At 65.9% G+C, this 12,824-nt stretch carries 15 protein-coding genes; 8 read left to right on the top strand and 7 right to left on the bottom strand.

What is annotated here, in order from left to right; translation table 11 throughout:
* Window positions 1-270: 270 nt before the first annotated feature.
* The 3 genes from NA10_RS34630 to NA10_RS34620 all read right to left on the bottom strand — a co-directional run bounded on the left by NA10_RS34630 (window position 271) and on the right by NA10_RS34620 (window position 3,273).
* Window positions 271-1,329, bottom strand: coding sequence for a ParA family protein (locus tag NA10_RS34630; RefSeq protein WP_245678227.1), 1,059 nt, complete (start codon window positions 1,327-1,329; stop codon window positions 271-273).
* A 96-nt stretch (window positions 1,330-1,425) separates the two neighbouring features.
* Entirely contained in the window at window positions 1,426-2,301 is an 876-nt protein-coding gene (locus tag NA10_RS34625) for a hypothetical protein (RefSeq protein WP_157556978.1), read from the bottom strand.
* A gap of 102 nt (window positions 2,302-2,403) precedes the next feature.
* On the bottom strand, window positions 2,404-3,273 hold the full coding sequence (locus NA10_RS34620; RefSeq protein ID WP_067574932.1) for an alpha/beta hydrolase: 870 nt from the start codon (window positions 3,271-3,273) through the stop codon (window positions 2,404-2,406).
* 232 nt (window positions 3,274-3,505) lie between these two features.
* Between NA10_RS34620 and NA10_RS34615 the strand changes: the two genes are divergently transcribed.
* Entirely contained in the window at window positions 3,506-4,063 is a 558-nt protein-coding gene (locus NA10_RS34615; RefSeq protein ID WP_245678225.1) for a hypothetical protein, read from the top strand.
* A 17-nt stretch (window positions 4,064-4,080) separates the two neighbouring features.
* Here the strand turns inward: NA10_RS34615 and tuf are convergent, their stop codons facing one another.
* The 3 genes from tuf to NA10_RS34600 form a co-directional block, all read right to left on the bottom strand.
* Entirely contained in the window at window positions 4,081-5,277 is a 1,197-nt protein-coding gene (gene tuf, locus NA10_RS34610) for an elongation factor Tu (RefSeq protein WP_067574930.1), read from the bottom strand.
* Window positions 5,204-5,983 (bottom strand): RNA 2'-phosphotransferase, encoded by a 780-nt coding sequence (locus NA10_RS34605; RefSeq protein WP_067574929.1) that lies wholly within the window; start codon window positions 5,981-5,983, stop codon window positions 5,204-5,206. The genes tuf and NA10_RS34605 overlap by 74 nt, the downstream gene beginning before the upstream one ends.
* 62 nt (window positions 5,984-6,045) lie before the next feature.
* On the bottom strand, window positions 6,046-6,420 hold the full coding sequence (locus NA10_RS34600; RefSeq protein WP_067574928.1) for a hypothetical protein: 375 nt from the start codon (window positions 6,418-6,420) through the stop codon (window positions 6,046-6,048).
* Between NA10_RS34600 and NA10_RS34595 the strand changes: the two genes are divergently transcribed.
* From NA10_RS34595 to NA10_RS34570, 6 genes are all read left to right on the top strand, one after another.
* Window positions 6,406-6,843, top strand: a complete 438-nt coding sequence (locus NA10_RS34595; protein ID WP_245678229.1) for a TetR/AcrR family transcriptional regulator C-terminal domain-containing protein — start codon at window positions 6,406-6,408, stop codon at window positions 6,841-6,843. The genes NA10_RS34600 and NA10_RS34595 overlap by 15 nt on opposite strands.
* A gap of 92 nt (window positions 6,844-6,935) precedes the next feature.
* The gene (locus tag NA10_RS34590) at window positions 6,936-8,441 is read left to right on the top strand and encodes a leucyl aminopeptidase (RefSeq protein WP_067574926.1); all 1,506 of its coding nucleotides are present in this window, start codon (window positions 6,936-6,938) and stop codon (window positions 8,439-8,441) included.
* Between the two features lie 120 nt (window positions 8,442-8,561).
* Window positions 8,562-8,879 (top strand): WXG100 family type VII secretion target, encoded by a 318-nt coding sequence (locus tag NA10_RS34585; RefSeq protein ID WP_067574925.1) that lies wholly within the window; start codon window positions 8,562-8,564, stop codon window positions 8,877-8,879.
* Entirely contained in the window at window positions 8,880-9,167 is a 288-nt protein-coding gene (locus NA10_RS34580; RefSeq protein ID WP_067574924.1) for a WXG100 family type VII secretion target, read from the top strand.
* 97 nt (window positions 9,168-9,264) lie between these two features.
* Window positions 9,265-10,749 carry an IQM protein middle domain-containing protein gene (locus NA10_RS34575; RefSeq protein WP_157556977.1) on the top strand — a complete coding sequence of 495 codons (1,485 nt, stop codon included), beginning with the start codon at window positions 9,265-9,267 and terminating at the stop codon, window positions 10,747-10,749.
* A gap of 40 nt (window positions 10,750-10,789) precedes the next feature.
* A complete protein-coding gene (locus tag NA10_RS34570) occupies window positions 10,790-11,365 on the top strand; it encodes a hypothetical protein (protein WP_157556975.1) in 576 nt (191 codons plus the stop codon).
* Here NA10_RS34570 and NA10_RS34565 read toward each other — a convergent pair.
* Window positions 11,352-11,687 (bottom strand): oxidoreductase, encoded by a 336-nt coding sequence (locus tag NA10_RS34565; protein WP_067574921.1) that lies wholly within the window; start codon window positions 11,685-11,687, stop codon window positions 11,352-11,354. The genes NA10_RS34570 and NA10_RS34565 overlap by 14 nt on opposite strands.
* A gap of 479 nt (window positions 11,688-12,166) precedes the next feature.
* Here NA10_RS34565 and NA10_RS34560 point away from each other — a divergent pair.
* A partial coding sequence (locus tag NA10_RS34560; RefSeq protein WP_305781666.1) for a biotin/lipoyl-containing protein occupies window positions 12,167-12,824 on the top strand: 658 nt, incomplete at its 3' end.

Below are 12,824 nucleotides of genomic sequence, written 5' to 3'. Positions count from 1 at the left end.
CACACGCACACAAGATCTCCCTGACTCGTTGAGCGGGATTTCGTTGAGGCAACTTTTACAGCTTAGCCCAGCCGCGACAGCAGAACCAAATCCGCTGATCGAACCAAACTAGTGTGAGCGTCAGGCGCTCCTCGTACAACCTCGTTTCCCAGGCCCTTGGGGCTCCGGGTCGGTGTCCGTGTCGCTCTGACTTGGATAAAGTTACGTATCGCTTCGATCAAAGTCAAATCGCCTGTTGACCAGCGTGTTCGCCGGAATGGCTTGATCAACTCAGCGGCCCCAGGCGAGCTTGATCCGGGTGGTCGCCAGGAAGTCGGCGGTCAACTCGCGCAGGGCCAGGAACTGGCCGCCCTGACCGTACTTCTGACGGAGGGTGCCGAAGTCGGTGAACTCGGCGGCCGCGGCGATCTGGTTCGACTCCGGGATACGGGTGGGGAACAGCCGCGGGAGGGTCGGGTTCGCGCGCAGGGTCTCGAGGGTGCGCTGATGGACCGCAGACGAGCGCTTGTACTTGGTGATGACCACACCCAGTTCGGTAATGGGGGTGGACCATGCGGCGGACAGGTGCCGGAGGTGGGACTGCAGCGGCGGGATGCTGTAGGTCGACATGACATCGGGGATGGTCGGGATGAGATAGCCGTCGGCGATGCGCAGACCGTTCTGGGTGATCGTGCCCAGGTTCGGCGGGCAGTCGATCAGGACGAAGTCATAGGTGGAGAGCACACCGGTCAGGGCCGAGGCCAGGACGGCGGTGGGATCCAGCTCGGCGAGGCGCGACATCCCGTCCTGTAGCGCGATCAGCTTCGGGGTCGAGGCGAGCAGGTCCACCGTGGTGACGGACTGCATGGGCGACACCTGATGCTGGACCAGGTCCGCGGCATCGCGCGGGCGGCGGCCGGCCAGCGCGTCGGCGAAGACCGCGGCCAGGGTGTGATCGGTGGCATCGAGTTCGGCCGAGCGTCTTTCGCCGACCATCATGGTGGTCAGGTTGCGCTGTGGGTCCAGGTCGATGAGCAGCACCCGCTTGCTGAACTCGGCGGAGAGGATCTCGGCCAGGGCCGCGGTGGTGGTGGTCTTGCCTACGCCGCCCTTGAGGTTGAAGGTGGCCACCACATAGGGACGGGCGCGGCCGGGGACGGCGGCCGACTCCCAAATGCGTTGCGGGCGGTCGAATTGCAGGGAGCGGTTGGGCGATTTGAGCCAGTCCCAGCCGAATCCGTCTGCCCCGGCAGGCCGCTGCGCACGCGCAGCGTCATCGGGAACCACATCACCACGCAACTCCACCAAACCAGCACCCTTCATCACAGCGACCGTCTCGACGGTCGGCATCAGACTAGTTACTCGGGGTGCGCCGAGGGGGTGCGACACGAGAACCCGATCATGCGGCGGGCCCGGATGACTCGCCGCGCGGGTGGGTTCCGCCTCTCATCGGCACTCGGTGAATTCGGGTATCGGGATCGGCGGCACCGGAGTGCCACGCCGGCGCAATGTCACCAGCAGCTCTTCCACGCGGCGGGCGGCGCGGAACCAATTGTCCAGGCGATTACGGGATTCCAGACCGGAGATATGCGCGGGGTCGCAGCAGTAGGGCAGGAACATCAGGGTTTCGTGGTCGGTGACCGCGCTCGGGTGCGAGTCCACGGCGGATTCGCCGACCGACGCGCGCCAGGCTCGGGCCGCCTGGTCGAGGGTGTCGAAGACATCCGCGCCGAGTAGTTCCACCGGGCTACACGTCTCTACGTCGAAGAGATAGACGTGCTGGTCCGCACCGCCGGGATATTCGTAACCGGCGACGAGGGCGATGCGGGTTTCATCCCTATTGGTGAGGTGCCAGATTTCGCCCGTCGCCTGTACCCGGCAGGCAAGGGGGAGCCACGCCGGATCGCAGTGGCCTGTGGTGGCGTCGAGCAGATCCTGGATGGCGGGGATCAGGAAGTCGGTGGGGGCTATCGCGAGCAGACCGTGCAGCAGCCACCACCCCGGAATGTCCGACTCATCCTGGGAGACAGGGGCATTGGCCGATGAGAGAGTTGCCGATGCCAATTCGCCGAACCAGCGGTCGAAATTGAGATGGGCAGCTCTGGATCGCACGGCGGAGTGCAGTTGCGCGCCGAGTAGTTCGCAGGTGGCCTGTTCCAGTTCCCGGGGGCGTTTGGCGAACAGCAGGGTCCGGCGGTGTCGGAGCACCTGCCGGATCGACTCGTCGTACCAGGACGGCCGCGTCGCACGCTCGCGATGATGGCGGGCGCGGGCGGCGATCTTGGCTCTGCGCTGGGACTTTCGACCTCTCGAACTGGGCATGAATCGAGCTAAACAGGCGGTTCGGCCGAGGTCACGGGTTGTGCGGGCTTCGCGCACCGACACGCCGGAAGTTCCTGGCGTGTCGAATGACGCGCCGAACTTCTACTCGGACAGGGCCTGACGCAGCGCCGCGGCGAAGCCGTCCGGATCGCCGGTCTGGCCGTACTCGCCGCCGAGGAATCCGCCGTGATTGCTCGGGAAGACCACCGGCTCGACGCCCAGCCGCTCGGCGACGCCGAGGCCGCCGCGGTAGGCCAACTCGCCCTCGGACTCGATGCCGACCGCGACCACGACCAGGGTGTCGGCGGCGCGCAGCGCATCGAAATCGTGGTTGTAGTGCGTGCAGGAGATGATGTTCTGCCCGACCAACGGGTCCTCACGGGAACCGTCGTCCTCGGTGGGGAGACCGAACATGGCGGGATCGGCGGGCTGATCCGCGAAATCCGCGGGAACCTCACCCTTAATTGTGACCAGGGCGATGAACTTGGCCATCGCGGGGCCGAAACCGCTCTCCTGGTACGTCTTGCGAATCCCCTGGGCGGCCGCGAGCACCTGCTCACGATCGGGCAGCACCTGCCCGGCCGGCGGCTCATGCGCCACCAGCGTGCGGACCTGTTCGGGATGCTTGGCAGCCAGCGCGAGGGAGTTCACCGCGCCGCCGCTGCTGCCGAAGAGGTCGACGGGACCGCCGCCGAGGTCGTCGATAATCCGGTGGATATCGTCGGCGTGCTGGTCAGGGGTGGATTCGGTACTCGGATCCGATTTGGGGCTGCGCTCGGTGCCACGCGGGTCATAGGTGACGACCGTCCGGTCCGGGAAACGTTCGGCGAGACTGACGAATCCAGCAGCGGCCATCGGCGAGCCGACCAGTAGCAACGGGGTCTGATCGCCCGATGCGGTCTCGGGCGGCCGGACGTCGTAGGTGATCACGGCGCCGGGGGCGTCCACGGTGTAGGTCTTCGGCTCGGTCATGGGAGGAGCTCCTTACTTGGTCGGTTGCTGTGCAGACGGCGTGTGCGGGGTGAATTCATCGCGGCCCCCCGAAATCATCGGCGAGTCCTCGGCGGCGGACGCCCGAGCCGGTGTTTGTATGGGCCTGATAGGTATGCGGTACAGCACAATCCGAGGAGATCTGATTATGCGTGGAAGCCGTTCTACTGGTCGTTTAGCCGCCACCGCCGTGGCGGCCGCGGCCTTTGTCGGAATGGTCGGTGCACCCGCGAGTGGCGCACCGCCCTTCGAGTGGAGCGCGGCGATACAGGGCCTGGAGACCACCGCCGCCGGAAACCCCGCGGCCGAGCAGGCCGTGAGCAGGCTCATCGCCTCCGGGCAGCGCGCCGGTGACGTCGCTCTGCCCGCACAGCCGTTCCAGATTCCGGCACAGTCCGATATCGGGCGCGGTGACGGACCCGGGGTGTACGGATCCGGAATCGCGCTCGGCACCGATGGATTCCGGTTCGGGTTCTTCGGCGGGCCCGGCACCATCTCACCCGATCAGACCGGTGCGAAGCTCGAGGTGATGTGGTTCAACCTGTCCAGCGGACGCAGCGGGACCAACCTGCTCAGCGAGCATCAGGATGTGCCGGTGGACACCACGATTCGCACGGCCGTCATCGATCCCGGGCCGGGCATGGTGGTGGCCGCGGTGTACGGCAGCGTGTGGCATCGGTGGTCGGTACCGGTCAGTGATGCCAATCCCGATGGGTTCCAGTATCAGAAGAGCACTATCTCCGTTCCTTCGTTCGGAGCCGTGTACAACTGACGCGGGCAGGCGCGGGGCTACTTGATGATTTTGGTGATCTGGCCCGCGCCCACCGTGCGACCGCCCTCACGGATGGCGAACTTCAGACCCAATTCCATTGCTATGGGCTGGATCAGGACCACGGACATGGAGACATTGTCGCCGGGGAGCACCATCTCGACATCCTTGGGCAGGGTCACCACGCCCGTCACATCCGTTGTCCGGAAATAGAATTGCGGGCGATAGTTGTCGAAGAACGGGGTGTGACGGCCACCCTCCTCCTTCGACAGGATGTACGCCTGGCCCTCGAATTCGGTATGCGGTGTCACCGAACCGGGTTTGATGACGCATTGGCCGCGCTCGACATCCTCGCGTTTGATACCGCGCAGCAACAGCCCGACATTCTCGCCCGCACGGCCCTCATCGAGGAGTTTGCGGAACATTTCGATGCCGGTGACCGTGGTCTTCGTTGTCCGAGGCCGGATTCCGACGATTTCCACCTCGGCATTCACCTTCAGCACACCGCGTTCGATACGCCCGGTGACCACGGTGCCGCGACCGGTGATGGTGAAGACATCCTCGATCGGCATCAGGAACGGCTTGTCCACCTCACGCGCCGGAGTGTCGATCCAGTTGTCGACGGCATCGAGCAGATCGGTGATGCCGCTCCCCCATTCGCCCTCCGGATGCTCCAGTGCCTGATACGCGGAAATACGCACCACCGGGGTGCTGTCCCCGTCGAAGTCGTATTCGCTGAGGAGGTCGCTCACCTCCATCTCGACCAGTTCGAGAATCTCCTCATCCTCGACCATGTCGCATTTGTTCAGCGCCACCACCATTTTCGGCACACCCACCTGGCGCGCGAGGATGACGTGCTCCTTGGTCTGCGGCATCGGGCCGTCGGTGGCGGCGACCACCAGGATGGCGCCGTCCATCTGCGCGGCGCCGGTGATCATATTCTTCACGTAGTCGGCGTGGCCGGGGCAGTCCACATGCGCGTAATGCCGGTTCTCGGTCTGATACTCCACGTGCGCGATGGAGATGGTGATTCCGCGCTGCCGCTCCTCCGGGGCCTTGTCGATGGCGTCGAATGGCGTGAACGGATTCAAATCCGGATATCTGCTGTGCAGCACTTTGGTGATCGCGGCGGTGAGCGTCGTCTTACCGTGATCGATATGACCGATCGTGCCGACATTGACATGCGGCTTGGTGCGCTGGAACTTCGCCTTCGCCACGGGGACCTCCTGTGCGATCCGAGGCGGGCATTCCAGGGTCGTGGACACCGCGCAGTATGCCCGACAGCGGTGTCGTCTCCAGGGTATTTCCCGGGGACGCGGGCGGGTCTGGAACCGGGTCAATCGCGCGTTGAGCGGGATTGACGGGTTCTCGAGGGGCGGTGATCAATTCGAGGTATTGCGGCGGGACCGTATCGACCAGCCAGACGCCATTGCCGGTCACGAAGAAATCGTGACCGTCGCGGACCATGGCGGCGGTGTCGACCCGCAATACCGCCGGACGGCCATGCCGGGCACCGACATTCACCGCGGTGTCGATATCCGCGGACAGGTGCACGGCATGACGCCGCATGGGGAGCAGGCCCTCGTCCCTGATCAGGCCGAGGGCGCGTTCGGCGGTGCCGTGGAACAGCAGCGCCGGTGGATCGGCGGGGGTGTAGCCGAGATCGACCTCGATCGAATGGCCCTGCCGGGCGCGGATCGAGGTACCCGATTCATCGAATTCGAAGCGCCGCTTATTGTTCTGCGCCACCACCGTCTCGAGTTGCGCACGGGTGAAACCGCGGTGGTGTGCGGCGGCCTGGCGCAGCAGGTCCTCGACCCGCACCCAGCCCGCCGCATCCGGGGTCAAGCCGATGGCATCCGGTTGATGCCGGAGCCAACTCGACAGGCGCTTGGACAGTCTGACCAATTCCTTTTCATTCATGTCTGCCCAAGATCGCGCATCGACGGGCGCGGCGCAAGCGGATTCGGATGTCAGCTCTGAAATCACATGGGGCGCAAGGTCGGACCGTCGTCCGGGAGTTCGATCTCGGTGCCGATGCGGGTGAAACCGCAGCGCTCGTCGAGATGCGCGGAGCGTTCGGTACGCGCCTCCAGATAGGCGGGAACGTCCACCGATTTGATCCGATCGGTGAAGATGACCGCGCCCGCGCCGCGGCCCCGGGATTCGGGAAGGGTGACGATGTCCTGGAGATAGCGGTGCGGGAATTCGCGCGGACGCGCGGCGGCGGTGGCGGTGGTGGCCGCGGTGATGCGCTCGAAGGGCGGGACGGGACCTGACCGGCGCCCGTCGCGAGCGGGGATTGGCGGGACCGGCTCACCGCCGAGGCGCGGGCGGAATGGCAGCTGTATCAACAACATCCGTGGATGTTGCCGGTGCTCGCGCAGACTCGGCCGCCGCTGGGGCCCGCGTTGCTCAATACGCTCGAACGGTCGTTCGCGGCGTTGGATCAGCCGGGGATGAATCGGGACACCATGTTGTCCATCTGTCTGTCGCTGTCCGGGTTGGTGCAGGGGTTGGCGCTGCTGCCCGGGTCGGAACGGGCGCCTGTGGGGGTGGCCGCGGAGAACCCGCTCGAATTGGTCAGCGCGAAGACGCCTCCGACGCTGCTGCGGCATCTCGCGGGGGACGCGGAGGGGCTCGATATCGACTTCGAGCGGCTGCTCGACGAGGGGATAGAGCCGCTGTTGGGTGGAGTTCAGGCGCGCTACTTCGCCGGAGGGCAGCCGCGTGTCTCCGCCCACGATCTTCTCGAGCGGAAGCACATGCCTCTGCGGGCATAAGTCGCTCGACCGGGGCGGATCACGATCTCGACGGTCGGGAATGGGGCGCGCCGGGAGGATGCGGGCGGCGGGTGCGCAGTAGCCTGGGGCGCATGACAGCTGTTGCAGATCGTTCGCTCGGGCCGGAACTGGTGCGTACCGAGACCATCGGCGCGGCCGATGCGCTCGTCATCGGACTCACGTCGTCGGAGGACGGGCCGGTTATCGCCCCCGCGGACGCGTTCGAGGATGTACTGGATGCCGATACTCGCGCGGCGCTGCTGAGTTCGCTGCGGGCGGTGGGGGCCAAGGGCAAGTCCGAGGAGATCACCCGGGTGCCCGCGCCCGCCGGACTGGCTGTGGACTTCGTGCTCGCGGTGGGGTTGGGCGCGGCGGAGAAGATCGACGCCGAACAGGTGCGCAAGTCCGCGGGGGCGGCGGGACGGGCACTGACCGGGGTCGCCACCGCCGTGACCGTGCTGTCCGGATTGGATTTGGGGGCGGCGGCCGAGGGGTTCTATCTCGGCGCGTACCAGTTCACCGCGTTCCGGTCGCCCAAGAGTGCGCCCAAGGTAGATGACCAGCCGGTGCGACGCGTCGAATTCCTGGTTCCCGATGCGGGATTCGGGGAAGAGGCGCTGTTCCGGGCGCAGGCGGTCGCCGAAGCGGTCGCCACCGCACGGGATTTCGTGAATACGCCGCCGAATGAGCTGTTCCCGGCCGAATTCGCCAATCGCGCAGCGGAATTGGCGAAGGCGGCGGGGCTCCAGGTCGAGATTCTGGATGAGAAGGAGCTCGCCGCGGGCGGGTACGGCGGGATCATCGGCGTCGGCAAGGGGTCGTCGCGGCCGCCTCGGCTGATTCGCATCACCTATGCGGGTGGGGATCAGCGAGTCGCGTTGATCGGCAAGGGGATTACATTCGACACCGGCGGCATCTCCATCAAGCCGGCGCAGAGCATGGAGAATATGACCTCCGATATGGGTGGGGCGGCGGCGGTTATCGCCACCACACTGCTCGCGGCTCGGCTGAGTCTGCCCATCACGGTGACCGCGACGGTGCCGATGGCGGAGAATATGCCCTCGGCTACGGCGCAGCGGCCGGGTGATGTGCTGGTGCAGTACGGCGGGACGACCGTCGAGGTGATCAATACCGATGCCGAGGGGCGGTTGATTCTCGCCGACGCGATTGTGCGTGCGGGAGAGGATGATCCGGATTACATCATCGATGTCGCGACATTGACCGGCGCGCAGATGGTCGCGCTGGGGACGCGTACGCCGGGTGTCATGGGGACCGACGAGTTCCGGGATCGGGTGGCTCGGATTTCGCAGTCGGTGGGCGAAAATGGTTGGGCCATGCCGCTTCCCGCGGAATTGCGCGGGGATATCAATTCCAAGATCGCCGATTTGGCGAATGTGGCTCCGCATCGGTGGGGTGGAATGCTTTCCGCCGCACTGTTTCTCAAGGAGTTCGTGCCGGAGGGTGTGCAGTGGGCGCATCTCGATGTCGCGGGACCCGCGTACAACACCGGTGGGCCGTTCGGGTATGTCGGTAAGGGTGGGACGGGCGTGCCGGTTCGGACGCTCATCGCTACGCTCGAGGACATTGCCTCGAAGTAACTGAAAGTTGGCGGGGTTGCTTGTGACAGCTCCGCCCAACTTGTTTTCCGACAATCTGACTGTTCACATGCGCGCGCGATCGATAGCCGACTTGTCGCCACCGAGGGTTATTCTGCTTTCATGAGCGGTGGTGTGGAGGTCGAGCCCGTCGAGTTGCGGGCGGCGGCGGAGTGGCTCGAGGGGGCTGCGCGGGAATTGGGGGAACGCATCGACGGGCATATGCGCGCGGTGCGGGAGTTCGTGGGGGCGGAGTGGATCGGGGTCGCGGCCGGGTCGCATGAGGAGCCCTGGGGTGAATGGGAGGGCGGGGCTCGGCGGATTATCGCGTCCATTCGGGCTGATGCGGGGTTGCTTCGGTGGGCGGGCTCGGAGTTCTCGGCGAACGACCGGGGGCGGTCGGAGGATATGGCTCGACTGGATCTGCCCGAGGTGAGGTGAGTGGGCGACTATCGGGTGGATTTGAGCGGGTTGCAGGGGCTCATCGATGCCACTGCCGCGCTGGAAGGCGCTATCGAGCAGCAGGTGGCGGCGATTGAGCGGCGGGTCGCGGCGTTGCATGTGAATTGGTCGGGTGCGGCTGCTGCGGGACATCGGGCGGCGCATGAGGCGCGGGTTGCCGGGATCGCCGAAATGCGTACGGCGCTGGTGGAATTGCGTGGGAAGCTGCATGCCGCGCGCGATTCGTACCTTGCGGTCGGTGAGACCAATCTGGGGATGTGGCCGTGAGCCGGGCGCGCGCGGTGGTCCGGTTCGGGATGCGGTCTGCGGGCACCTCCCGCGTTCCGATGCGACCGGGGGCTCCGATGCGACCGAGGGTGTGGTCGTGACCGCGCCCGCGGTGCCGCTGATTCTCTGCCGGGTGACCGAATACCACTCCGCCGCAGAGGTATTCGGGACATTGGCGCAGGATGCGGCCAGCACGCATATCGCTCTGCTCGGGGTGCTCGATTCCTGTGCGGGCATGGCGGGCAGTGACAGCATCGGCCAGTCCTGGGCCGCCTCCTATGACGAGGCGGCACGGCTGGTGCTGGCCACCTCCGAACGACTCATCACCGCTTCGTCCACGACTGCCGACCTCATCACCACCGGCGCGCACAATCACGAAACCGGTGAAGCCGCAGCCAATTTCGGCAGCGTGCCACCCCCACCCGCTCCCCCGGCCTGGCCCGTGCCCTGCGTGGTCCCCCACGCGGAGTCCGCCGCGGGCGACGGCCTCCCCGAACCCTTCGGCTGGTCCCTGATCAAAGACCTCGTAGGCGCGGCCTGGCCCAACGGTCACCAGGATCAACTCCGCAGCGCCGAAACAGCCTGGTACACAACCGCCGCCGACCTCCGCACCCTCGCCCTGCGCATCCCCGAAGCCCTCACCCTCCTGTCCAACCAGCAATCCCCCGAAATCCCCACTGCCCTCACCACCTGTACGGAACGCCAATCCGACCTGCACACCCTCGCCGACATCTGCGAAACCCTGGCCCAAGCCTGCGGCGCCTACGCCCACCACCTCGACCAAGCCCACCACCAAATCCTCGCCGAACTCCAAGAATTCGCCCTCGAAACCGGCATAGCCGAAGGCATCTTCTTCGCCGCCGCCCCCTTCACCGCCGGCCTCTCCGAATACCTCGGCAACACCGCCCTCGGCGCCCGCCTCGCCATCAAAGCCCGCCGAATAGCCACCATAATCAGCGAATTAGCCACCCGCGCAGCCGAAATCACCACGAAGACGGTCAAACCCCTCACCACCCGCATCACCCCGCTCTTGCGGAAGGTTCAGCAATGGGTGGACAAGGCCCGAGCCAAGCTGGTGTCGATCACACGGCACGCCGGATCGACACCGAGACTGAATACCACCTCCATGGATTCCCGCTACCTCGGCGAGAACCTTCCAGGGAATCCGATCTGGCCCGGGCGGCAGGTCACCTACCTGAACGCCGAAGAGCGGCGGCATTTTCAGGTGTTCATCCGCGACGGAAAGCTCTACGACGCGCAGGGAAACCTCTTCGATACCACGGCGGGCTCGTCCAGCTGGCACGGTGCCGGGAAGGCGATCTTCGTCATGGATGAGAACGGTAATATCTACGCTTCGCTCTACCACGGCCCCGGCGAGTTCCACCACTCCAGTTTCCTTGCGGGCGCACCCGTTGCCGGTGCGGGCGAGCTCGAGGTGGTCAATGGGGAGCTGCGAGTGATCACCGATGCCAGTGGCCACTACCGGCCCCCTCGCGAGTTCACCGAACAAGTCGTGCAGCAGCTGCGAGGGCAGGGCTTGACGATAGATCCGGCGCAGATCCTCATGAACGCGCCCAAATGAGATGGAGGCGACAGAGATGAGCCAGCAATGGCGTGGCGTCGTGAACGCTGTACTTTACGGCGTTCAATTCTCCGACACCCTCGGCCCGGAGGAGGTGAGCCGAGTATCGACGGCGCTACTCACAGAACCACTGGGAAACCTCCACCCCGAGCAGGAGTACCAAGCACTGGTCGAGGCGCTGCGCTCGAATGAGGAGCTGGACACCGTTGTCCGGACCAAGCACTCGGAATCCGAGGTACGTCAATTCCTGAACAATATCGTCGCGGAACTGGACGATCGGCGGCCGTGGCCCACACCGGCACTGATCGAATTACCCGTATCCGAGTGGGGACGGTTCTCGGGCACGGATCCCATTGCTCGAATCGATATGGCGTGGCCTGCGATTCAAGGTCCCGTCCGCCGAATGCTGAAGAAGCCGGTGGGCGAAGAACGCTACTGGCTGATTCTGCGACTTCGTTCGGGCACCGAGATCGCGCTCGTCTGGCCCGGCTGGCCCGGTGCATCCGCGACCGCATTGTTGTCGACGGATCGAGCGACACCGATTCCGGAGATCGTCGAGGAAGTCGTGAATTCGACCGCCCTCGACGCGAAGAGCATCGCGATCATAGGTCGCTGAGTCGGTCCCGGCGGGCGGCTATGCGGGTGCGGGCGTCGTGGTCTCGCATGCGTTGGGGGTAGCCGACCTTGCGGACGTCGTAGACGGGGATTTTGAGGGTGGTGGAGAGGCGGTGGGCGGCTCGTTCGCCTACTACTCGGCGGGTCCATTCGCCGTCGTGGGCTACCAGGACGGCGGTGACGTCGGTGACGGTGGTTCGGGGTTCTATGAAGGCTTCTACGCCGTGGTGGGTGCGGGTCCAGGTGGCCAGGTGGGTGAGGTCGGCCGGGTCGGGGGACTTCGATGAGGGGCCTGAGCGGGTCAGGAAGTCCAGGAAACTCATGGGGGGTGCCTCCTTCCCGGACGGGTGGGTGCCGCCGGTAATTCGATGGTGCCTGAGAGAGGGGTGGCTGGAAAGGGTGGTGGGGGGATCCGAAGGTGCAGCTCAGGGACTCCTTAGGTGGCGTTCAGGGGAGGCGGCCGGGGACGGTGGTGGGGTGGCCGGGACTGGGAATGTGGGCGGGAGGGAATTCGCGGGGGGATGGGGAGCGGATCTTCAGCAGCGGCTGGCTATCACCGCTGTTAACGAGCGTTCGACCATTCTCACCATCGCGTTTGCGACGCGGCGAGGGTCGGTGAACAGCCGCCCTGTGACACGTTGCACGCGACGGAGTGCAAGGATGGGTAGCTGGAACAAGAACCAACATGGATCTCCGGGGCCGCCGAAAGTTCGGCGGCCGTTGGGCCGACATCGCGACCCGCGGTGAAAGCCCTTGGAGACAAACTGTTTAACCCGACGAGCAGTCAGAGGAGTCAATCGACATGGCCTTCTCCGTCCAGATGCCAGCTCTTGGTGAGAGCGTCACCGAGGGCACTGTGACCAGGTGGCTGAAGCAGGAAGGGGACACGGTCGCGGTCGACGAGCCTTTGCTCGAGGTATCCACCGACAAGGTCGACACCGAGATCCCGTCTCCCACTGCCGGTGTACTGGTCAAGATCGTGGCGCAGGAAGACGATGTGGTCGAGGTCGGTGGCGAACTCGGCGTGATCGGTGATGCCGGTGAGGCTCCCGCGCCCGCCGCCGCCCCGGCCCCCGAAGCAGCATCCGCGGCCGAACCCGCACCCGAACCCGCTCCCGCACCGCAGCCCGAGGCCGCCGCACCGGCGCCCGCTGCCGCGGCCCCCGCGCCCGCCGCCGAAGCCGCCTCCGGCACGCCGGTGAAGATGCCCGAACTCGGCGAGTCCGTCACCGAGGGCACCGTCACCCGCTGGCTCAAGCAGGTCGGCGATGAGGTCGCGGTCGACGAGCCGCTGCTCGAGGTCTCCACCGACAAGGTCGACACCGAGATCCCCTCGCCCGTCGCCGGCACGCTGCTGGAGATCACCGCGCAGGAAGACGATGTCGTCAATGTGGGTGGTCAGCTCGGCGTAATCAGCAGTGGCACACCGGCTGCCGCACCGGCGCCCAAGCCCGCCCCCG

Origin of the sequence: Nocardia acidivorans NBRC 108247 (genome assembly GCF_001625085.1) — a bacterium.
Lineage (GTDB): Bacteria > Actinomycetota > Actinomycetes > Mycobacteriales > Mycobacteriaceae > Nocardia > Nocardia acidivorans.
Note: the sequence above shows the minus strand (reverse complement) of the source record. Positions and strands in the feature narration are given on the sequence as shown.